Source organism: Nocardia sp. NPDC059154 (assembly GCF_042755705.1).
Taxonomy (GTDB): domain Bacteria; phylum Actinomycetota; class Actinomycetes; order Mycobacteriales; family Mycobacteriaceae; genus Nocardia.
Genome location: NZ_JBHZCS010000048.1, coordinates 50,757 through 72,545, shown reverse-complemented (window position 1 = coordinate 72,545; position 21,789 = coordinate 50,757). Strand labels below are relative to the sequence as shown.

The following is a 21,789-nucleotide window of genomic DNA, read 5'->3' as shown; positions in this document are numbered from 1 at the left end:
GCCCACTGCCATGACATTCGACACCCAATGGATGGAGCGTGCGGGGGGCGATCCGCTGCACAATCCATATGAGAATTCCGGAACGGTGTGGACGACCGTGAACGCCGGGGAGGTCTTCCCAGGCGTTCCGACGCCCTTGACGTGGTCGATCTGTGGCGCCTCGTTCGAATGGGCGACCCGCCAGGGCTGCGCGGCCATCGGCGGCCTGCGCCGCTCGCAGGTCGCGATTCCGGACTCGATCGACGAACGATTCTTCAACATCTGGTACGGCCGTGCGGCGTTGAACGTGTCCTTGCTCGGTCACGTGGCGAATTGCATGCCGGGTTCCTCCTCGGATTCGATCGAGGAGGCCTACTTCGGCGGTGCGTTGCCCGAGACATCCGCGACCAGCGTGCTGTCGCGCTATCCGATCGTGGCGGGCAAGATGCCGGTCGCCGCAGTCCGGGCCCGTCGCGCCATCTATCGTCTCGAGGCCGAGGCGGACGCGTGGTGGCGGCAAACGGTGACCCACCTGCCCACCTCGCCCGACGGTCTCGTGGCACTGCTCGCGGAAGCGTACGCGCGGATGGCTGCGGTCACCACCGAGCATGTGATCAATACGATGATCGGCCAAGGCGTATTCGACATGGTGCGGAAGGTCGCCGAACAGAGCGGTCAGGTCGAGCTGGCGGCCACCGCCGTGACCGGCGGAGAGTCGCCCGAGGCTCGGACCGTGGCCGAGTTGTGGGAGGTCGTCCACGGCCAACGCCGGTTCGCCGACTTCGTCGGGGCGCACGGATTCCATGGCCCGGGGGAGAGCGAGCTGTCGTCGCGGTCTTGGCGGGAGGACTCCGCTCCGCTCGAACGGCTGATCGCGACCTACCGAACGCTCGGCGACGACGCTTCTCCGGCAGCGCTGCAGGAGCGTAAGCGGGCGGCGGCGGCCGACGCTGAGCATCGCCTGGTCGCGGGCAGCGGTCGCCTCGTTCGCGGGGTGCTGCCGGTGCTGCTGGGACAGGCGCGCACCTATATGGCGCTACGTGAAGTCGGGCGCGGCGCGATGCTGCGGACCGTGGACGTGACCCGCGCCGCTGCCCGTGCCCTCGGCACACACCTGGTCGCCGCGGATGCACTCGCCGAGGCCGACGACATCTTCTACCTCACCACCCGGGAGCTGCTCGCGCCCCCGGCCGAGGCGAAAGCGCTGGCCGGTGTCCGTCGCGCCGACCGTGAGCGGTATCTGTCACTCGAGATTCCGTCGCGGTTCGTCGGTGATGTCGCTGCCACCGAACCCGAAGACCAGGGCGATGTTTCGGTACTGGAGGCCATCGGCGCCTCGGCCGGAACCGTCGAGGGCAGGGTCCGGGTCATGCTCGAGGCCGGCGACGACGATCTGCTGCCCGGCGAGGTACTGGTGTGCCGCACAACCGATCCCGGATGGGCCTCGTACTTCCAGGTCGCCGCCGCGGTCGTCGTGGAAATCGGCGGGCAGATGAGCCACGGCGCGATCGTGGCCCGCGAGATCGGCATTCCGTGCGTGATCAACGCCGGCCAGGTGACCCGCCGGCTCCGGACCGGTGATCTGGTGCGGGTCGACGGCGACGGCGGCGTGGTCACCGTCCTGGAGCGGGCGCAGCCGGTCGCCACGGCCCGCGACCAGGCCGAGGCGGTCACCGAATTCGCGGATCTCACCGCGCATCTGGCGATCCTCCGGGTGATCCGGCTCAAGGGTTCGGTCACCGCGGACACCCTGGCGACGGTGCTGGGGCACGGGTCCATCGTGGTGGCAGCCGCACTGGATACCTTGCGAACGGCCGCCGCGATCAAGGTCAGCCCGCGCGGGGCGCGGATCACTCCCGCCGGCCGCCAGGCGCTCGAGGAGTTGCTATACGCCGAACGATCAGGAGTCGACGGCGCGGCGATGGCCGTGGAGTACGAACGGTTCACCGAGGTCAACGGCGACTTCAAGGCGATCGTTACCCGCTGGCAGCAGCGCGACGGTGAGGCCAACGACCATTGCGACGCCACCTACGACAACGCCGTGCGGGCCGACCTCGCCGAGACCCACCAGCGCGTCATGCCCATCCTGGACCGCGTCGGCACCCTCGCTCCGCGCCTGCAGCGCTATCGCCACCGGCTGGCCGAGGCGATGGCGAAAGTCGAAGCAGGCGATGATGACTGGCTGCTCAGTCCGCTGATCGACAGCTACCACACGGTCTGGTTCGAGTTGCACGAGGAATTGATTCAGATCACCGGTCACACCCGTATTTCCGAGGCGGCCGCCGGGAGGGCGCAATGAAATCCACCTCATCGACCCCGACCCTGTGGCACGCCGGCCCCGAGGATGACGCGCTGCATCCTGCGACCGGAACCGATTTCGAGCTGGTCGAGACTATGTATCTCGGCTTCAACATCCCGTCCGAACGCCTCAACGTCGAGGTCTTCCACTGGTTCCACCCGGTTCTGGGCACCGCGAGCGGTGGTGTGCTGGTCTTCCGCGGCGACCGGCGCGACCCGCTGCACGCCGACGTCGTCGACTTCCGATCTCATCTGCCCCATCCGCAGGGCGACGGGCGCCGGTTCGGTCTCCCCACCGGTGTCGAGATCGACGTGGTGGATCCGTTGCATCGGATCGAGCTGTCCTACCGCGCTCCCGACGACACGGCATCTTTCGATGTCGCGCTGACTTCGATCATGCCGGCCGTCGCCCCGGCGCCGGGCCATCTGTGCCAGGCGATGCGCACCAGCGGCCGGCTCGTCCTCGGCGAGGAGGAACTGACGGTCGACGGCTGGTTCACCCGGGACCGCAGCTGGGGCCGACCTCGATCGGAGATGCCGCATCCGGTACCGGCCGTGAATTGGCTCGCGGCGGTGTTCGGCGACGACCTGGCATTCCATATCGTCGGTTTCGATGCCGACGCCGCGATGCCGAATCCGTTGCAGTGGGGCTATGTCTGGGCCGACGGGCAGGCGCGCGCGGTGACCTCGCTCGAGCTGGAGATCGTCTACGCCGACGACGGTTGTCCGGTGACCGCCACGGTTCGCCTCGACGACGAGGCCGGGCACTCGCACCGGCTCTCGGGCGTGCGGCGCGCGAGTCTGCCGTTCAGCATCTGGCCGAACATGGTCACGGAGTTCACTCAGATGGAGTGGACTTACCTGGGCCGCACTGGGACCGGAGACCTGCAGAGCGTCCAGTACGCCGGTTTCCGTCGCCGGTTCGCCTCCGGCTGATATCCCGCGCCACTCGAGAAGCCCGTGCACCGTGGGTGAGGGGAGCGTCCGCCGAGCTCGAACGGCTCCCTTCGCCCCGGGCCGGGCAGAAGACCCTACCGAGGACTTGATCATGACCAGATCGAAGATCGCTCTCACCCGTGAGCGGATCCTTTCCACGGCCGCCCGGTACATCGAGCGGGACGGTATCGACACGCTCACCATGAGAGCCCTGGCGCGCGATCTCGAGGTCGGCGCGATGACGCTCTACGGGTACATACGTACCAAGGAAGAGCTCCTCGACGGCGTGGCCGACCTGGCACTGAGTCAACTCGATCTGAGCACTGATGAATCGGCGCCGTGGGAGGAACAGATCACGACGATCTTCACCAAGATCCTGCTCGGTCTGGAGGACCGGCCGGGTATCCGGGAATTGCTGGTGTTGCGTTCGGCGCATGGGCCGACGATCAATCTGATCCGCGAGAAGGTGATCCGCATTCTGCGCACCGCCGGTTACACGCCCGCGCAGTCGGTGCACGCGCTGGCGATGCTGTATTCGTTCACTCTCGGCTTCGCCGCGGCCAGTCATCGCAGCGGCGCCACCGATAACGACTTTGCCGAGGTCAACGTGCGCACTCACCCGTATCTCGCCGAGGCGCTGCTCGCCTATCCCGAGCGCACCACGATGCAAACCTTCGCCTCGGGCTTTCGATTCCTGCTCGAAGGGATCGCCAACCACCCCGCCTGAGTGCGGATCATCTGCCACGCAGTCGAATACGAGCGATGCTCAGCGGGGCGGTTATGGGGCGGCGGTATCAGGCCGCGGCCGAGGCACGGCCGAGTCGAGCAGCGTGATCGCGCCGATATGCAGTGACGTAGTGGACGTTTCGGTATCGAGCAGGTGCAGATCGAGCGAACCAAGCTGTCTCACATGGCCAATGGCGCGTGCGGTCGAGACGGATACGCGGACCTCGCGGCGTTTGTGGACCGAGTAGTTGTATCTGGGCCAGCTTGAGGCTTGACGGCGGTCCTGTTCACGCATGTGGATGGGCTGCAGATCGACGGTCACGACTCGGCAGGGGCCTGGGTACGAATCGACGCGAGGACCGGTGACGAGCCGGCTGCGTGCCCAGGGTGTGGCACGTTGTCCCGCCGAGTCCATAGTCGCTACGGACGCCGATTGTCCGATACCGCGATCACCAGCAGGGAGGTGATGATCCGGTTGCGGGCCAGGCGGTTGTTCTGCGACAACTCCGATTGCGGGAGAAGGACTTTCGCCGAACAGGTGCCACGGCTGGCAGCACGGCACCTCGTCCACCACCATCCTGCAACACCTGCTGTGTGCCGTCGCGCTCGCTTTGGGCGGTCGTCCGGGTGCCCGGACGACTCGGCATCTGGCAGCCGCGGTCAGCCGGATGGCTCGATCGGTCAGCCGAGGCTCTGCAGCTCTCGAGGTTCGATGGACGTTGGCGCCATCTTTGAACGAGAACGATCGTTGACATCGAGCTCTGTTCCATGCAAGCATCTAGGCACCGGCATCCCGACGGTGACGACGCTCCCGTGGATCCTGGTCAAGGAGTAGTTTTGTTTCCGCTGAATATTGCTCTGCGTGCAAAGGGTCGGCCCGGCGTGCGGGTACTACATTGCCGCGGCGCCAGTGTCGGGCCTCTGTGCGCCCTGCTTCCCACTTGTGAACGAACGTTCCGAGCCGGTCGTCGACGGGTCGCCAAAGGCCGACATAGCGGCCGAAGTCCGGTATGCCCTCGACCACCCGGACGGGCTCCCGGCCGGGATGAACGATTTCGGCGGTAAGCCGTCTGCGGCGTACCCCCGGCCGTTGCGCAACTACCTGGATCCGGCCTCTGCATCTGCTCCCGTTTGTCGGCTGGTGCTCCCGGGCGCTACCTGACGAAGTTTGTTGTCCGACGTCGCGGCCGGACGGCCGAAACTCCGTGAACCGTGGGCTGTTTCGGGGCTCAGTCGCATGCCGCGCCTGACATGCATTTGGCAAAGGGTGGACGATGAGGATTGCCCTGCGGGAACGGCAAAAGCGGAAGGCTTGGCGCCCGATTGGCATTTACGCGGTGTCCCGCGGTCTGTATGTATCGATTTCCGTTCGCGTTTCAGTATGAACCTTTTCCGGTCTGTTGCCCGGTTTGTGCCATGATGGAGGTAGGCAATGCGAATCTTGCTGGTCGCCAGCTCATTCAACAGTCTCACGCAGCGTGTTCACACCGAATTGCGGCAGCGGGGCCATTACGTTGGTGTCGAGTTGGCCATCGATGGCGAGGCGTTGTGTCTGGGGGTGGCTCGATTTCGGCCGGACTTGATCCTGGCGCCCATGTTGACAGCCGTTGTGCCAGAAAGCATCTGGTCCGAGCACACCGTCCTGATCGTCCATCCGGGGCCAAAGGGTGATCGTGGTCCGTCATCGCTGGATTGGGCCATCGGCACCGGTGCCGAGGAGTGGGGCGTCACTGTCCTGCAGGCTGTCGCAGAGATGGATGCGGGTCCGATCTGGGCGTCGGAATCTTTTCCAGTGCGGCCTTGTGGGAAGAGCGAACTGTATCGGACCGAGGTTGCCGACGCGGCCATGCGAGCCGTGCACCTGGCTGTCGAGCGTTTCGCGAAGGGAGGGTTCGAGCCCGAACCGCTCGACTACCAGCGCGATGACGTTGCCGGGCAGCAGCGCCCGTTTCACGCACAAGAGTTTCGCCGGATCGACTGGGCGCACGACAGTACCGCTGACGTGCTGAGCAAGCTGCGCGCGGCCGACTCTCAACCCGGCGTATTGGACGAGTTGTTCGGGCACGAATACTTCGTGCACGGTGGGCATAACGAGGATCAGCTGCGCGGGATTCCGGGCGCGGTCCTCGCCACGCGTAACCGTGCGATTTGTCGGGCCACCGTGGACGGTGCGGTATGGCTGCCCCAACTGCGTGCTCGCCGAATGCCCGGTGGCCCAGCGACTTTCAGACGGCCGGCGACCGACGTGATCGACCCCGGCCTGCTGGCCGGTGTGCCGGAAGTGTCGGTCACGGCAGTCGAGGCGGCCACTCGCGATACCTGGTCCGAACTGCGGTACTCCGAGTATGAGGATGTCGGTTACCTCGAATTCGCTTATGCCGGTGGTGCGATGAGCACCGATCAGTGTCGGCGCCTGCTCGAGGCGTACCTGTTCGCGCGGGCTCGACCGGTGAGTGTGCTCGTACTAGGGTCGCCCCGCGATTTCTTCTCCAATGGCATCCATCTCAATGTGATCGAGGCAGCCGCCGATCCGGCCGCGGAGTCCTGGGACAACATCAATGCGATCGACGATGTGGTGGAGGCCATCCTCACCACAACGGACAAGTTGGTGATCTCGGCGCTCGCCGGAAACGCCGCTGCTGGTGGAGTCATGCTGGCGCTCGCCGCTGACGAGGTCTGGTGCCGCGAGTCCACGGTGTTGAATCCGCACTACCGGCTGATGGGTTTGTACGGTTCGGAGTACTGGACCTACTCGCTACCGCGTCGTGTCGGCGCGGTGCAGGCAGAGCGCCTGATCCAGCAAGCCCTCCCGGTCGGTTCCTGCGCGGCGGCGGCGCTCGGACTGGTCGACCGTGTAGTAGCGGGCGACGCCGCAGAGTTCCGAGCTTGGGTGCGCCGGGAAGCCGCCGCCCTGGCAGCAGCTGAACCGGCGTTGACAGACCGCCTTATCGAAAAGAAGCAGCGGCGAGCTGCGGACGAAGCGGCAAAACCGTTGGCTGCCTATCGATCCGAGGAGCTCGATCGGATGTACCGGCAGTTCTACGGCCCGGGCGAACCGTATCACCGGCTGCGGCGCGACTTCGTGACGAAGATTTGCCCCACGGCGACGCCCGCTCACCTTCTCGGATAACTCACGCAACGGAGTAGCTGTGCTGTCAATCAATCATTTCGTACACGGATGGGGTATTCCTGCCTTCGCCTTCATTCTTTCTGTCACGGGATCAGTGCTTGCCCTACGCTGTGCATCGCACGCCAGAATCTCGCGCCGCCCGGGAGGCTGGCTCGCCGCATCGGCTGTCGCTCTGGGTGGTTGTGGCATCTGGGTTATGCATTTCACCGCCATGATGGGCTTCGGTATCCAGGGGGTGATCATTCGGTTCGACATTCCAATGACTGCGCTGAGTGCGGTGATCGCTGTCGTGGTTGTCTGGGCCGGGCTGTCGATCGTTGTGCGTTGGCAGCGCGAGGTCGTCGCACTTCCGCTGGGTGGGGTTCTCACCGGCCTCGGCGTTGCGGCTATGCACTATCTGGGTATGTTTGCGATGCACACGAGTGCGCATATCGAGTACAAACGAACACTGGTGGCGTTATCGATTGTGATTGCGATTGTTGCTGCCACCGCGGCACTGTGGCTCATTCTGCACGTGCGTGGGATCGTCGCTACCGTCATCGCTGGATTGGTCATGGGTTTCGCTGTATGCGGTATGCACTACACAGCAATGGCTTCGATGCATGCGCACCACGCCGATTACACCGCGATGGTCACCGGAGTTGAATCGACGTCGCTCTTGATGCCCCTCATGCTGACTGTCTCCGTGGTCATGATGAGCCTGATGTTGCTTGTGGGTCTTGCTGAGATCGAGGCACCGACTCGGCGCGAACTTCATTCGCTGGAAAGGGATTCCCCGGCACATTGGCCGATGAACAAACCTGGCAGCGGAGAGTCCCGGCCCCTCACTGATCAGACGGTCACAAGGACAGGAACCGGTCGACGTCGGCGTTTGGCGCAGTAACGGATACGGTGAGCGGGTCCGTCCCCGTTGGGGAGACCTTCCGACAACCGCGGCGGAACTGAACGATGTGTCGTCCGGCACGGTCGGCGCCTGGCCCACACGGTTCGATGTCGGTCGGCGTTTCGATCGGATGGGGATCCGCTCGGCACGATACGGCCGACGAGCGTGTCGCCGAATTCTTCTTCCGTGACATCGCAATCGCACCACCGAACCGCCAGCCCTTCCTTCGCCCAGTCGCAGGCCGGTGCCGAGTAGCGGTAGGCACAGCAAGCACAGGTAGCACCGTCACGGTAGGGCTGCCGGCGCCCCGGTCTCGCGCTCGGCGAGGTTCCGCAGAGCGAGCAGAATGAGGTCGAGCCCGTAGTGCGTGGACTCATAGGAGTTGCGGGCAGCGTACTCGTCGGCGAAGTGGGACAGCACCGGGAACTCGTCAGCCGAGAGGCCGGCGAACCGGCCGGTCTCGGCCTCCTGGGTGGGTGCGCGCCGTTCGGCCTCGATGACGACGCTGCCGATGAGGTAGCGGCTCAGCGTGCCGACGGCTGCGATCGCGTCGTCGTTACGCAGGCCTGCGGTAACAAGTAACGTCAGCAGGTGTTCGCGCACTCGGTCCATGGCGGTGCTGCGCGCGGAACGCGCGGCGAACAGTCGTGCGGCGCCGGGCTGGTCGACGAAGGCGTCGTGGATCTGCAGCAGGTAGGTGCGCAGCTGGGTGTGCCACGGTTCACCGCTGTCGATCGGTGGTGGTGCCGGCATAACGCGAGTGACCAGAGCGGCCTCTAGAGCGTCCTTGGAGCTGAAGTAGCCATAAAGGGTGCGAGCGGTTACGCCGAGCCGCGAGCCGAGGCGGCGCAGCGAGAGGTTTTCGGGTCCCTCAGCGGTGAGCAATCGCAGGGCCTCGTCGATGATCTCGTCCTGAGTCAGGCTGGGTTTCGGGCCGGGCGGCGTGCGGTGTTGACGGCGCGACTGCATGTGGCTCCTCGTCTGCGGATGGCCCGTCCATCGTAGTAGCAGTGGATTTCTTCCCCTATCTCTACACAGTGTGTAGAGTTCCGTGTGAACGGCGCCACACTCGGCGCAGAGGAGGAAGGGACAAAGCATGACCGGAGGCACACACCAGGACGCGGTCGACCACTCGGCGCTTGCGAGCCCGTACGTGTTGCCGCTCGAGGAGTGCTCCCCCGAACGCGCCCAGCAGGTCGGAGGCAAGACCAAGGGTCTGCATGCGCTCATCGAGCTCGGCCTCCCGGTGCCCCGTGGGTTCGCGATCACGGCGGACGCCTACCGTGCTGCGTTGGCCGCGACCGGGATCGATGCACCCATCGTCGAGGTCCTTGCCGACGCGGCTCTCGGCGACGAGGCAAAGTCGGCCCGGATCCGGGACATGTTCACCGCGGTCGAGCTGCCGGACGACCTCGCCGCCGCCATCGAGACCGCCTACGCAGCTCTCGGCGAGGGACCGGTCGCGGTGCGGTCCAGCGGCATCGCCGAGGACACGGCGGCGGCCTCGTTCGCCGGTCAGCACGACACATACCTGTGGGTCCAGGGTGTCGAGGCGTTGCACGAGCACGTCAAGCGCTGCTGGGCGAGCCTCTACAACGCCGGTGCCATCGGGTATCGTGCGCGATTCGGCATCCCGCCGTCGGACGTCGCAATGGGTGTAGTCGTGCAGCGGATGGTCGAGGCGGCTGCCGGTGGCGTGATGATGACCCTCGAGCCCGTCTCCGGCGACCGGGAGCAGATCTTCGTCGAGGCCGCCCACGGTTTGGGTGAGGGAGTCGTCGTCGGCGATGTGTCGTCGGACCGGTTCTGGTTCGCGAAGGATGGCCTGGCGCTTCGTGAGCGTCAGATCAGCGAGCAGACCCACCAGCATGCCTTCGACGAGCTGGTAGGCAGGGTTACCAGGCAGCCGCTCGATCCCGGTGTCGGCAGTACGCCCAGCCTGAACGATGACCAGGCCACGGCGCTCGCGCGGCTCGGCGTCGAGATCGAACGGGCCTTCGGCCAGCCTATGGACGTGGAGTGGGCGGTCGCACGGGACGGACAAATCCTGCTGCTGCAGGCTCGTCCCGAAACGGTGTGGAGCAACCGACCGGCCCCCGCCGCGACCGCTGTGCGCGCCACGCCGACGACGACGCACGGCGACCTCGATCCGGAGCAGTACTACTCCACCGCCAACCTCGGCGAGGCGGCCCCGGGTGTCCTCGCCCCGCTGACCTGGTCGGTGTGGGGGCCCGGCGCGGAGATCGCAGCCCGGTACGGCTTCGTCCAGATGGGTGTGCTCGAGCGTTCCAAGGCTGATGTGCCGGACGAGCCCCACGAGCGGATAATCCAGATCGCCTACGGACGTGCGGTGGCTTCCGTCAGCGCCTTCTACGAAATGGGCGAACGCATCCCCGGCGCGAGCGGGGACATGCTTGCTGAACAGCTGCTGGGCGAGGTTCCCGCTGGCATGCGTCGAAACTCGACGAAACGCCGTTATCCACATGTCGCGTGGAACATGCCGCGAAACTTCATCCGAACCAAAACTGCCCTGGTCGAGAAGAACCATGAGGTCGCCGCCTGGTGGACCCGTGAGCTGGCCCGCACCCCCCACCTGGACCTCGCCGACGCTCAGGCGCAGTTCCGTGACGCCACGAAACAATTCCACGCGGCCACTGCCTTGCAGGCGCAGGCCAACATCCTCGGTATCCCGCCGGTCTTCGACGCACTTCGCAAGCTCGTCAGCCAGGTCGGCATGGATGAGTCCTTCGGCCGGCTCACGGCAGGCAGCGGGGACCACAGTGAGATCGAGGTCATCGCCGACATCTGGGATCTCGGCCGCGGCCGCCTCGAGGAGGAGGAATTCCTGCGGCGTCACGGGTTCCACGGCACGATGGAAGGGGACATCGCGGGCACTGTTTGGCGTGAGGACCCCACCCCGATTCGTCGCCTCGCCGCACTGTATCGCGAGCAGGCCGACGACAAGGACCCACGGATCGCGGCGCAGCGCCGGGCTGCGGAACGTCGAGAAGCGGAGGAAGAACTGCTCGCGCGCGTGCCCGGTCCGCTCGGCAGGGTCAAGGCGCGGCTGATCCTGAAGCTGGCCCGGCGCAACATGCCGATGCGCGGCATCGGGAAGGCCAGCTTCCTGCGTTCGCTCGACATCGCCCGGGCAGCGGCGAGACGCATCGGCGCACTCCTGGTCGCTCACGGAGCGATCGACGAGATCGACGACGTCATGTACCTGACGGCCGACGAGATCGCTGGGACGATCCCGGCCGACGCACGCGAACTCATCACACAGCGCCGGGCAGAGCAGCGGCTCTACCGGAGCTACGACCTTCCGGTGGCCTTCTGGGGCTGCCCCGAGCCCACCATCGCGAACCGCACTTCCGAGACCGTCGTCTCGAACCGGCTGAGCGGGATCGGGGCGAGTGCGGGTGTGGTCGAGGGCGTGGCGCGGGTGGTGACGGACCCGAGTTTCGCGGAGGTGGAGCCGGGGGAGGTGCTGGTGGCGGCGACGACGGACCCGTCGTGGGCGTCGGTCATGTTCGTCTCCACTGCGCTGGTGGTCGATATCGGTGGCACGTTGAGTCACGCGGCGGTTGTCGCGCGTGAGCTCGGTATCCCGTGTGTGGTCAATACCGGCAACGGCACGAGCGTGCTGCGTACCGGTGACCGCGTGCGCGTCGACGGCACGACCGGCACCGTGACAGTTCTGCAGCGCACGAGCTGATTTTCAACTATCGAACAGGAGAGGTACCCCTATGGCCATCACGCCGCAGGATGACTACTTTCACCCCCGGCCGGCCGACGAGCCGTTCTGGAACGAGGCCAGCTGGTTCTCGTTCATGGTTCCCGAGCGCGACATCGCCGGTTTCGTGTACCTGTACCACCGGCCGAACGTCGGCTACACGGTCGCCGGCGTCGCAGCCTGGGACCCGTCGGGCAGCGAGAACTACGACTGCCTGCTCTACGACTGGGGCGAGGCATACCGGACGCCCGAGGGCGCGGAAATGTTCGACTTCGCGCTCGATAACGGCTTGCGGGTCGAGCTGCTCGAACCGCTGCGTCGGTACCGGTTCACCTACCGCGGGCAGAACGCGTTCAATGCCGACGTCGCGCTCGACCTCGTTTTCACCGCCGATCGTCCGCCACACGACGCGGGCATGCCCGGCGGGCTCGAGGAGTGGGGCAAGGGCCACTACGACCAGCTGGGACGGATGACCGGAACGCTGGCACTGGACGGTGAGGTCATCGAGGTCGACTGCGTCGCGCAGCGCGACCGCTCGTGGGGGGTGCGCAACATCGTCAACAACCCGCGTGGCCAGATGATCTGGGGAGTCGGCGAGACGAGCAGTTTCCACGCCCTCGCGGTCAGCTTCCGTAAGCCCGACGAGGACCCGGTGCTCGGCACCGCCGAGGACGTCATCATCGGCTACTACCTCAAGGACGGCGAGTATGGCGATATCGTCAAGGGCTCGGCCAGCACGATCGCGGTGACCGAACGTGATGCCACGGGTCGTCCGGTGTGCTATCGGATCTCCGCCATCGACTCGTTGGGCCGCCGTCTGGAAGCAACCGGCCGGGTGCGCAACATGCTCAACTGGCAAGGCTATTCGTGGCTGATGACCTTCTGGTCCCTCGTGGAGTGGGAGCTGGACGGGCAGATCGCCCTCGGCGAGGGCCAGGACTACTGGCCGCTGCACCATTCGCGCACATTCATGCGACGGCTTCGCGCGGAGTCGCCGCGGATCTAATGCCCTTCCCAGGTAGTTTGCGTCGGTAACCGGGCATCGGGTTGATCGTTGGGGCGTCGCAGTCGACGCGGCAAATCTGGAACCACCACCGCGGCCACATCCCAGCGGTCAGCGACTGCCCGTCGATGGGCAGTTCGAGGGGACCTCAACGGCGAGATGTCCGGGCGCCGGATCTGGCCGGTGGAGGTGGTGCGCAGCGGTTTGCGGCGCGCGTCAACTCTGCTGATGGTGTATCGGTGTGATGTTCCTGGTGCTCGGGTCACGGGCGTCAGCGCAGGTCGTCGAAGGAAGGCAGTGGACGCGAGACGATTGCTGAAATCTCGTCCCGATCGATCCCGACGGCTCGTAGGATCGTCGCGGCGCAGGCGGCCTCCGCATCGATATCACGGTCCAGCCGTCCGTCGACCACACCACGGATGACCGCGAGTACGCCCGCGATCGCGATCGTCAACGCCAATGTCGGATCCTCGACCCGGAAGCGGCCCGTTTCCACGCCGTGGCGCATGATCCGTTCGGCACGAACCCAGATCATCTGCTCGAACCGGGGCTCGGCATCCTCGAGACGGACGAGCAGTTGCGCTGATACGGGATCGGTCTGGCAGAGACCCACGAGTCTGCGAGCGCCGACGCTCAGAGCTTCCGCCGGATCGTCGAGTCGATCGCCGACGTCGCCGATGGTGTCCGCGAGCGAGGTCACGGTCTCCTCGACAACTGCGTCGATGATGTCGTCTTTGGTCTTGAAGTGGCTGTAGAAGGATCCGAGTGCGACGTCGCAGCGCTCGGTGACGTCAATGACGCGTAGATCTGCGACCCCGCCTTCGGCGATGAGGCTTCGCGCTGCGGTGACCAGCTCATTGCGGATGCGTGAGCGTTTGCGATCGCGGCGCGACGTCGGGTGGGCCATAGCGCCAGCGTACCGACATCTGAACCAGTGAACCAAGTATGAATCTTCGTTCAAACTATGAACTTCTGTTCTAGAGAGTGCTAATCTGTCCCGTGTAGGTGGCGATGGGCGCACTGGATCAGGTCGGCGATTCGCGTCCTGGCGGTCAGCGGCATCGTGCAGGTGGCGATGCTTATCGGATACACCTCGCCGAACACGTTCGCCGGCCGTCATGTCAGCAGACCCGACGTCCAAGAGCGTTCGTACCCGAGCTACCAGTGTGGCCCCGTGCTCAGGGCTGCCCTGTACCCAAGCGGAGTGAAGCGATGAGAACTGCAGTAGTTGGAGCCGGGATCGCGGGACTTGCCGCGGCCCGCGAAATCACGAAGGCCGGTGGTGAGGCCGTCGTGTTCGAAGCGGCTGACTATATCGGCGGGCGCATCAAAACGGTGCGGCATCATGGCTTCCAGTTCGACGTCGGTGCATTCATCTACCTCGGCAGCTATCACCAAGCCACCGATATGATGCGCGAGGTCGGCCTGACGAAGCAGATGACCAAAGTGCCGGCCTACGGTGCCATGCCGCGCAACGGGGAACTGCACTATCTCGATCTGTCCAAGCCGGTCCGGACGGTCGGCGGCACCAAGTACCTGTCGACCGCGAACAAAATCCGGCTCGGCAAGCTGATCTGGCAGCTCGCCCGGCATTGGAAAGACCTCAACTACATCGATGCGTCCGGTGTCGCGCAGATCGATACCGACACCGTTGAGTCCTGGTGCCGTCGCGAGCTCAACCAAGACCTGCTGGATTACATCGGCGCGGTCGTCGTGCGCGGGCCCTGGCTGAGTGATCCGTCCTATGCCAGCTACGGCCAGTTGCTGTGGACGTTGAAGAACTTCTTCGTGCCCTATTTCTACGGCCTTGACGGGGGTATGGACGCGCTGCCGCGGGCCATGGCCGCAGGCATCAACATGCGACTCTCTACGCCTGTTCGCCACGTTGCCGACACCGGCGGCGGTGTCGAGATCGAAACCGACAGCGGCACAGAACTTTTCGACAACGCCGTCATCACGGCGACGACGGCCAAGGCGCTGGAGATCTATCCACAGCTGGACGGATTTGCGCGCGAATACTACGAGCAGACCAACTACATCTGCAGCGTCAACACCCATATCGCGTTGTCGTGCAAGCCGGCGAACCCGGCGACCTACATCATGTGCTCCCCGCGGGAGCAGCCCGATATGTGCGGTGTGATCGTCGACCACTTCAAGGCGGGCAATCGGGTACCGGAAGGCAAGGGCATGATTACTGTCTTCTGCCGCCACGAATGGTGCCTGGAGTATCTAGAGGCGCCCGAGGAGGAGATTCTCGAGCAGGTCCTTCGCTTCGTGGCGCCCTACTACGGTGACCTCTCCGATGCAGTCGAGCATGTGGAGATCGGCCGGTGGCGGGAGGTTGTGCCGATTATGAAGAAGGGCCGGTTCAAGGCGGTCGACCGCTTTATGAAGTCGGTCGATCCCGACGCACGGGTCCAACTCGCCGGCGACTTGGGCCCGATTCCGGGAGTAAATGGTGCGCTGGTGAGCGGGACCATGGCGGGCCGACGGCTGGCCGCCCAGAAAAAGGTCGGGAAGGTGACCCTCGATGGGTGCTGAGGAAGCTGCAAAACCGGATCATAGCTCGCAGCCAGCGGAATTGTGGTGAATTACCGTGAAAGAAACCATGTCCAGTCCCGTCGACCGACCATCGATCTCGCCTCGGAACGACGATCCACGACCGCGTCAGATCGTGCCGGTGAAGGCATGGGCGACAGTCGGGGCGCTCATCCTCGCCGCTGTCGGATTCGTGTTCATCAGATGGATGACCAGCCCGTATTTCACAACCACGCCGAGTGGGCCGAGTGACCCTCCGGCGTGGATGAAAATCTGCTTGGTAGCAATGCAGATCATCCTGCCGCTCGGCGAGCTGGGGTTGATTTGCTGGTTCGTGGTCCGACCCTGGCTGCAGGACCGGCGCATCGGTGCGGACGGCATACTGGTCATCGCATTTGCCACGCTGTTCTTCTGGGATCCGATCTCATCCTACGCAGGACATTGGTTCACATATAACTCCTGGCTGTTCAACAAAGGCTCCTGGCTGCACAGCGTCCCCGGTTCGCTGGCGTTCGGAAAGCCTGGGCAGGAGCAGGCTTATCCTTTGCTTGTGATTCCCGGTGCATATGTGTGCATCTTCATGCTCACGGTCGCGCTCGGCGGCTGGGTCATGCGAACAGCGCGGTCTCGCATGCCGCGAATCGGAACTTTCGGACTGCTGGTAATTACTTATCCCGTGATGGTGCTCTTCGATGTCGTATTCGAGGGAATTGTGTTCGAGCCGATGGGGGCTTGGTCCTACCCCGGCGCACATCTTGCACTGTTCGAAGGTACCTACCACGCCTTCCCGCTCAGTGAAGCGCTGACGACCGGCCTTCTTTTCACGGGGTGGGCCGCTCTCAGATACTTTACGAATGACCATGGGCAAATGGTGTCCGAGCGGGGTATCGAAGAAATCGGCGGATCGCAAGTGAAGAAGACCTTGCTTCGCGCACTGGCGACGGCCGGCATCGCGCACGTCATCTTCTTCTGTACCTATAATCTGCCCAATACATGGATGGGCCTTCACTCCAGTGAATGGCCGAAGGATGTTCAAGAACGCTCCTATCTCACCGACCACCTCTGCGGTGCGAGCGTCAATCGGGCGTGTCCCGGTCCCGGCATTCCGATCCCGCGCAACGACAACAGCAATCGAGACGGTGGCTCCGCGTATCTGGACGCGAACGGAAATCTCGTTGTCCCGCCCGGGACACACGTGGGACCGTCGTTCCCATATCAGCGGTGAGAAATGCGGGACGGCAGGTGTGCGATTCTGCTCAGCAGCTATATCCCAAGGATGGTGCAATGAATATCAGACTACAGTTGGCCTGCGTATATTCACTCTATGTGTTCATTGTTGTGTTCATGATCGGCTTTGTATTTCTCGCCGGATTTGTACCGCCACCGAGTCCGGCTGCCGGGCCGGACGAGATCGCCGAGATGTTCCGGGCGAACACCCTGGGGATTCGGCTGGGCATGTTGCTGTGCATGCTGTCCGCTGCTCTCCTGCTACCGTGGGGTGGGGCTGTCACGGTGCAAATGAAGAGAATTGAGGGCCGCTTTTCGCCGCTGACCTATTCTTGGTTTGCTGCGCAAGGCTGTATCGTCATAGAGTTCATTTATCCGTCGATGTTCTGGGCTGTTGCGGCTTTCCGTCCGGACAGCGCGCCGGAACTTATTCGGCAGTTCAACGACCTTGCGTGGCTTCCGTGGCTGGGAATAATCTCGACGGGGGCATTTCAGGCATTTGCGCTCGGGATACTCACTTTGCTGGACAAGCGTCCCGAACCCATCTATCCGCGCTGGTTCGGCTACTTTCAGCTCAGTGCCGGCTTCTTGCTCATCCCGGCAGATCTGATAATTTTCTTCAAACATGGCCCGCTCGCGTGGAACGGTATTTTGGGGTTCTGGATCCCCGCATCCACGGCATTCATCTGGCTCATTGTGACCACGGTCTTCACGGCCGAGGCGATAAAGCGCCAGGCTGCCGACGCGGAAGTCGAGTCTGCCGAGGATGATATCGCTCGAAGGTTGATTATTTTGGAGCGCAGACTCGCCGAGCTGAGTTAGGCCCCGGCCGTCGGGCGGACTTATCGCTGAAACGACTCGACGTATCGATCTCCGAGCTGTCAGCGCGAAAGTCGGAACCTCGCGACCGAGCTGGGCTCGATCGCGAGGTGCCCTCGGCGCAGCGACCACCTCGGCGTCGCACCTACTCTGCTGCGTAGTCGCGTGCCAGGCGGGCGCGCCAGGCGTTGATCTCCGCCGGGAAATCGAACGCGTCGCGGAACATGACCCAGCGGAAGCAGAGTCCGATGCCGTAGGACACGTAGACTTCCGCTTCCCGCTGCGGATCGAGGTCGGTACGGATGGAGCCATCACGTTGCCCGAGGGCTATGTGCTCGGCCATCTCGGCTTGAAACCTGGGAATCAGCTCTGCATACCAGTCTCGGATGCTCGCGATCGGCCCCGCAGTGGCCTCGAAGCTCAGCACCACCATGGCTCGCATATTGTCCGGTGCTGTCTCCACCCCGTGGAGGAGATCGTCGAGATGACCGAGGGTCAAGTCCAATCCGGTGCCCGGTCGCTCGCGGCGTAGCCTGGGCAGAAGGCGCTCCGCGATCTCGTTCTCGAGCAGAATCTTGAGCACGGCCTCTTTGCTGCCGTAGCGGTCGCGCACCATATTGCGGCTGTAGCCCGCGCGCTCGCCGATCTCGGCCGCAGTGGTCCGCTCGAAGCCCTGCTCGGAAATCAGCTCGATCGCAGCATCGATGAGTCGGCGCGACGACTCGGCGACGCGTTCGGCCTGGGTGCGGCGGGAGGCCTGGGCGGCATTCGCAGTCATTCTTCCATCCTAAGCACTACTTGTCTGTTCGCAGACATGTTATGGTCCTGTCATGGCCGTGACGTCACCCTCTGCTTATCCGCGATCCCCCTGCTCCCCGGGGCAATCAGGCGACCATCGCGAGGATCTGGATTGTTCACGGTGCGACCTGGCCTGCCCTGATCGCGTATACCTGGACCGACCGGATCATGAGCGGAGATTTCGAGCCGAAGTTCGGCCGCGAACTGGACCCCGAGTGGTATCGGACCCTCGTCCTTTGTGTCGAGGTCATGGTCGGTATCGGGCTCGGTGGGTCTCGGTGGCTGGGCCGGGTTGCGATGCATGGCGCGACAGCGCCGCAAGCATCCTGCTCGCGGGGCCGTACGTCTCATCCTGCAGACCTTCGGTGTGAAGGTGCTGGTCGACTTCATGGTCGAATTTCTCACCGTGCGCATGAGTGCCGTGACTATGCCGCGATTAATTTCCGGCGTGGGAAGCTCTCACTGAATTGCTTGCACGCAAAACGCCCGCGGGAAGCAATCGGTGCATGAGTGAGGGGACTTTCGGGCCGGCGCTGCCGATAATACGCGTTTTCGCATGAGTTGTACCCCTGCTCGGGCAGGATAGCTTATCGGACCAGGGTCCAAACTATCAAGGGGTTAACGATCGTTGACTTTTGAGATAAAATATCTCAGTAACGCTCGGCGCAGGATCGACGTGGGGTGCGTCGACCGTTCATCATTCAACCGATCGGAGAGTAAATGTCCGCCACCATCCCTACGAGTGCCTTTGGTCAGGGATTTTCCTTCACCGACGATCAGCGTGCATTCCAGGATGTGATTCGCGACTTCTGTCGGCGTGAGTGCGGCACCCATGAACAGCGTGAGGCGCTGACCGGGGGTGGCACCGAGAACCACAATCAAGCCCTATACGAGAAGATGGCACAGCTCGGCTGGGTCGGCGTTTCGATCCCCGAGGAATACGGTGGATCCGGCGGGACGCTCGTCGATCAGTGCATCTTCCATGAAGAGATCCAGCGCGGAATGGCGCCGGTCTTCGCAGCCGGAGCCAGCGGCACAGTTGCCGGTTGCTACGAGCGCTACGGTTCGGAGGCGCAGAAGCGCGATGTCCTGGGAGCGATCTCGCGGGGCCGCGTGATGTCGATTTCGATCTCGGAACCGGAGGCCGGCTCCGATGTCGGGAACATTTCATGCTCGGCCAAGGCGCAGGACGGTGGGTTCCTGATCAACGGGCAGAAGACGTGGTGCACCGGCGCGCATCTCGCCGATCGCATCCTGCTCGTCGCTCGCACCAGTCGGGAGGAGTCGCCGCACGCAGGACTCACGATGCTCGAGGTTCCGGCGGACGCGGACGGTCTCGACATCCGAGGAATCGACACGATGGCCGGGCGTGAAGTGAACGATCTGTTCTTCCGCGATGTCTTCGTTCCCGAAGGCAAGGTCGTCGGAGAGGTCGGCAGGGCGTGGCCGCAGGTGATGGCCGGTCTGAATGGTGAACGCTTGATCGGAGCGGCCCATGCACTCGGCATTGCGCAGCGCGCACTCGCCGATCTGGTGGACTACGTCAAGCAGCGCAAGCAGTTCGGACGAGCAATCGGCACCTTCCAGGCATTGACGCACCGCATTGCCGACCTCGCGATCGAGGTCGAGTGCTCCCGGTTGATCACCTATAACGTCGCGGCGAGCGTCGACGCCGGCCGTGGCACCAGCACCGAACTCGCTCGTCTGACGTCGATGGCGAAGGTGAAGACCTCCGAAACCGCCAAGCGTGTGGCGCTGGAAGGCATGCAGATGATGGGCGGCTACGGATACGCGACGGAATTCGACATGGAGGGCCATGTACGGCGAGCCCTGGTGACACCGATCTGGGCGGGAACGAACGAGATCCAGCGCGAGATCATTTCCGGAACTCTGGGCCTGCGTGCCCGCTGAGTGAGACCGACCGTCGCATGGCCTTCCTGCAGCACCGCACTGCCGCGGTGATCGGCGGCCGTATCGCCGGCACCACAGCTGCCTATCGCCTGCAGCAGGCCGGGTTTCGTACCACGGTTCGAGAGCTGTGACCTTCGATCAAATGGCGTGAGTTGCGGACTGTCACAAACGAATTGGTTTCAGCGCGCCGCTGGCGCGAACGCATCGACAGGAGTTGAAGTATGACCGCCATCGAGTGGGATTACATCGTGGTGGGTGCCGGCCACAACGGCCTCAGCGCCGCTTGCACGCTGGGCGAGCAGGGCCGTTCGGTGCTGGTCGTGGACCAGTTGCCGTTCCTGGGCGGCCTCTCGGCGAGTGTGCCGTGGGTGCCGGAGGCCCCGGATCATCTGCTCAGTGTCGGCGCAATGGACGACATGTTCATGGCGCAGACGCCGTTGGCTCGCGAGCTCGGACTGGAACGCCACGGCTACGAGCCGATTCCACTGGAGGCACCCTACGGCTGGATCAACGAGGACGGCGACACGTTGCTGCTGTTCCGCGACTTCGACCGGACGCTGAGTGAGATTCGCCGGTTCTCGCGCAAGGACGCGCAGACCTACGCCGAGCTGCGGCCGGTCCTGGACCTGATCATGGATCTGGTCGACCAGTTGAGCCCGCGGCACCCGTCGGCGCTGGGCAAGCGCGATCTCGCCAAGCTGGCATTGAAACTCGCGCCCGACCGCAAAGCCCGCTCGATGCTGGGCAAGATGCTGACGCTGTCGGTTTTCGAGATGATCTCGGAGACTTTCGACAGTGATGCGATGCGTGGGCTGTGGGCGTATTGGACGTCGATGATCGGACCGGCCGATCTCGACAGCACTGGGATGTTCCTCATGGCGTATCACGCCCTGCATCGCAAGCAGGGGGTGCTGCGTCCGCGCGGTGGCATGACCGGGCTGATGAACGCGTTCGCATCGAAGGTGCGCAGCCATGGCGGGGAGATTCGGCTCGACTCCAAGGTCGAGCAGATTCTGGTCGAGGGCGGCCGGGCCGTCGGTGTTCGGCTGGTCGACGGCTCGGAGTTGCGATCGCGACATGGAGTGCTGGCCAACTGCGCTCCGCAGGTCGCGCTGGGCCCGCTGCTGCCCGACGGCGTCCTGGATCGCGAGACGCGTAACAAGGTCGCGATGATTCCGGCGAATTCGGTCAATGTCGCCTCCTTCAAGATCGACTTCGCGGTTCGCGGCCGAGTCGACTTTCCCACCGCGGCGGCCAAACGACCGGACAAGGTCGACGTGCGCCGCACCACGTTGATGACCGGCACGCTGGAGGAGCACATGGCCTCGCTGAAGGCCACGAAACTCGGTGTCGCCGTCGACAATCCGCCGGTGTACATGGCGGTGCTGTCGGCCGCCGACCCGACGATTGCTCCGCCCGGACAGGACGTGCTGTACCTGCATGCCAACGTGCCGGCCGACCCGGTCGGCGGTTGGGAAGCCAACAGGGACGTCTACACGCAGACGATCGTCAAGTCGGCGCAGCGTTTCCTCGACGGGCTCGATGCCGAGATCGGCCGCGTGGTCCACACGCCGAAGGATTTCGAGGACCGGTTCAGCACGCCGAAGGGCTGCTATTTCCACGTCGACATGACCCCGCTGCGCCTGGGTGTCAATCGCCCGGCGCGTGGGCTGGGCGGTTACGTCACACCGGTTGCCGGGCTCTATCTCGCGGGTGCGGGTTCGCACCCCGGCGGGACGGTCAACGGGTGGTGCGGGCGGCTTGCCGCCTTCGAAGCAGTGAAGCACGAGAACTAATTCAGGAGAATC

At 64.3% G+C, this 21,789-nt stretch carries 18 protein-coding genes; 14 read left to right on the top strand and 4 right to left on the bottom strand.

Annotated elements, in window-relative coordinates; genetic code table 11:
* The first annotated feature begins 10 nt into the window (after nt 1-10).
* The 3 genes from ACFXN1_RS33850 to ACFXN1_RS33840 all read left to right on the top strand — a co-directional run bounded on the left by ACFXN1_RS33850 (nt 11) and on the right by ACFXN1_RS33840 (nt 3,940).
* Nucleotides 11-2,278, top strand: a complete 2,268-nt coding sequence (locus ACFXN1_RS33850) for a PEP-utilizing enzyme (RefSeq protein WP_379445001.1) — start codon at nt 11-13, stop codon at nt 2,276-2,278.
* Entirely contained in the window at nt 2,275-3,213 is a 939-nt protein-coding gene (locus tag ACFXN1_RS33845) for a hypothetical protein (protein ID WP_379445000.1), read from the top strand. Before ACFXN1_RS33850 ends, ACFXN1_RS33845 begins: the two co-directional genes overlap by 4 nt.
* A 112-nt stretch (nt 3,214-3,325) precedes the next feature.
* Nucleotides 3,326-3,940 carry a TetR/AcrR family transcriptional regulator gene (locus ACFXN1_RS33840; RefSeq protein WP_379444998.1) on the top strand — a complete coding sequence of 205 codons (615 nt, stop codon included), beginning with the start codon at nt 3,326-3,328 and terminating at the stop codon, nt 3,938-3,940.
* A 51-nt stretch (nt 3,941-3,991) separates the two neighbouring features.
* On the opposite strand, the gene ACFXN1_RS33835 is transcribed toward ACFXN1_RS33840, so the two are convergent.
* Nucleotides 3,992-4,261, bottom strand: a complete 270-nt coding sequence (locus tag ACFXN1_RS33835) for a hypothetical protein (protein ID WP_379445005.1) — start codon at nt 4,259-4,261, stop codon at nt 3,992-3,994.
* Here ACFXN1_RS33835 and ACFXN1_RS33830 point away from each other — a divergent pair.
* From ACFXN1_RS33830 to ACFXN1_RS33820, 3 genes are all read left to right on the top strand, one after another.
* On the top strand, nt 4,235-4,774 hold the full coding sequence (locus ACFXN1_RS33830) for a transposase family protein (RefSeq protein WP_379445004.1): 540 nt from the start codon (nt 4,235-4,237) through the stop codon (nt 4,772-4,774). The two genes, ACFXN1_RS33835 and ACFXN1_RS33830, sit on opposite strands and share 27 nt — an antisense overlap.
* Nucleotides 4,775-5,371: 597 nt before the next feature.
* Nucleotides 5,372-7,069 carry a hydrogenase maturation protein gene (locus tag ACFXN1_RS33825; RefSeq protein ID WP_379444997.1) on the top strand — a complete coding sequence of 566 codons (1,698 nt, stop codon included), beginning with the start codon at nt 5,372-5,374 and terminating at the stop codon, nt 7,067-7,069.
* A 19-nt stretch (nt 7,070-7,088) separates the two neighbouring features.
* Nucleotides 7,089-7,952 (top strand): MHYT domain-containing protein, encoded by an 864-nt coding sequence (locus ACFXN1_RS33820; protein ID WP_379444996.1) that lies wholly within the window; start codon nt 7,089-7,091, stop codon nt 7,950-7,952.
* A 285-nt stretch (nt 7,953-8,237) separates the two neighbouring features.
* Here the strand turns inward: ACFXN1_RS33820 and ACFXN1_RS33815 are convergent, their stop codons facing one another.
* Nucleotides 8,238-8,921: a TetR/AcrR family transcriptional regulator gene (locus ACFXN1_RS33815; protein ID WP_379444994.1), complete on the bottom strand. Its 684-nt coding sequence runs from the start codon at nt 8,919-8,921 to the stop codon at nt 8,238-8,240.
* A gap of 127 nt (nt 8,922-9,048) precedes the next feature.
* Here ACFXN1_RS33815 and ACFXN1_RS33810 point away from each other — a divergent pair, with 127 nt between their 5' ends.
* A complete protein-coding gene (locus ACFXN1_RS33810; protein WP_379463754.1) occupies nt 9,049-11,667 on the top strand; it encodes a PEP/pyruvate-binding domain-containing protein in 2,619 nt (872 codons plus the stop codon).
* A 31-nt stretch (nt 11,668-11,698) separates the two neighbouring features.
* On the top strand, nt 11,699-12,691 hold the full coding sequence (locus tag ACFXN1_RS33805) for a hypothetical protein (protein WP_379444993.1): 993 nt from the start codon (nt 11,699-11,701) through the stop codon (nt 12,689-12,691).
* A gap of 268 nt (nt 12,692-12,959) precedes the next feature.
* On the opposite strand, the gene ACFXN1_RS33800 is transcribed toward ACFXN1_RS33805, so the two are convergent.
* A complete protein-coding gene (locus ACFXN1_RS33800) occupies nt 12,960-13,595 on the bottom strand; it encodes a TetR/AcrR family transcriptional regulator (RefSeq protein ID WP_379444992.1) in 636 nt (211 codons plus the stop codon).
* Between the two features lie 305 nt (nt 13,596-13,900).
* Between ACFXN1_RS33800 and ACFXN1_RS33795 the strand changes: the two genes are divergently transcribed.
* From ACFXN1_RS33795 to ACFXN1_RS33785, 3 genes are read left to right on the top strand one after another with little or no spacing between them, the layout of a single operon-like run.
* Entirely contained in the window at nt 13,901-15,229 is a 1,329-nt protein-coding gene (locus ACFXN1_RS33795) for a protoporphyrinogen/coproporphyrinogen oxidase (protein WP_379444990.1), read from the top strand.
* Between the two features lie 55 nt (nt 15,230-15,284).
* On the top strand, nt 15,285-16,451 hold the full coding sequence (locus ACFXN1_RS33790) for a spirocyclase AveC family protein (protein WP_379444989.1): 1,167 nt from the start codon (nt 15,285-15,287) through the stop codon (nt 16,449-16,451).
* Nucleotides 16,452-16,510: 59 nt separating this feature from the next.
* Nucleotides 16,511-17,275 (top strand): hypothetical protein, encoded by a 765-nt coding sequence (locus tag ACFXN1_RS33785; RefSeq protein ID WP_379444988.1) that lies wholly within the window; start codon nt 16,511-16,513, stop codon nt 17,273-17,275.
* A 142-nt stretch (nt 17,276-17,417) separates the two neighbouring features.
* Here the strand turns inward: ACFXN1_RS33785 and ACFXN1_RS33780 are convergent, their stop codons facing one another.
* Entirely contained in the window at nt 17,418-18,050 is a 633-nt protein-coding gene (locus ACFXN1_RS33780; RefSeq protein WP_379444986.1) for a TetR/AcrR family transcriptional regulator, read from the bottom strand.
* A gap of 321 nt (nt 18,051-18,371) precedes the next feature.
* Between ACFXN1_RS33780 and ACFXN1_RS33775 the strand changes: the two genes are divergently transcribed.
* From ACFXN1_RS33775 to ACFXN1_RS33765, 3 genes are all read left to right on the top strand, one after another.
* On the top strand, nt 18,372-18,536 hold the full coding sequence (locus ACFXN1_RS33775) for a hypothetical protein (protein WP_379444985.1): 165 nt from the start codon (nt 18,372-18,374) through the stop codon (nt 18,534-18,536).
* A gap of 254 nt (nt 18,537-18,790) precedes the next feature.
* Nucleotides 18,791-19,981 carry an acyl-CoA dehydrogenase family protein gene (locus ACFXN1_RS33770; RefSeq protein ID WP_379444984.1) on the top strand — a complete coding sequence of 397 codons (1,191 nt, stop codon included), beginning with the start codon at nt 18,791-18,793 and terminating at the stop codon, nt 19,979-19,981.
* A 221-nt stretch (nt 19,982-20,202) separates the two neighbouring features.
* Nucleotides 20,203-21,777: a phytoene desaturase family protein gene (locus ACFXN1_RS33765; RefSeq protein ID WP_379444982.1), complete on the top strand. Its 1,575-nt coding sequence runs from the start codon at nt 20,203-20,205 to the stop codon at nt 21,775-21,777.
* Nucleotides 21,778-21,789: the final 12 nt, after the last annotated feature.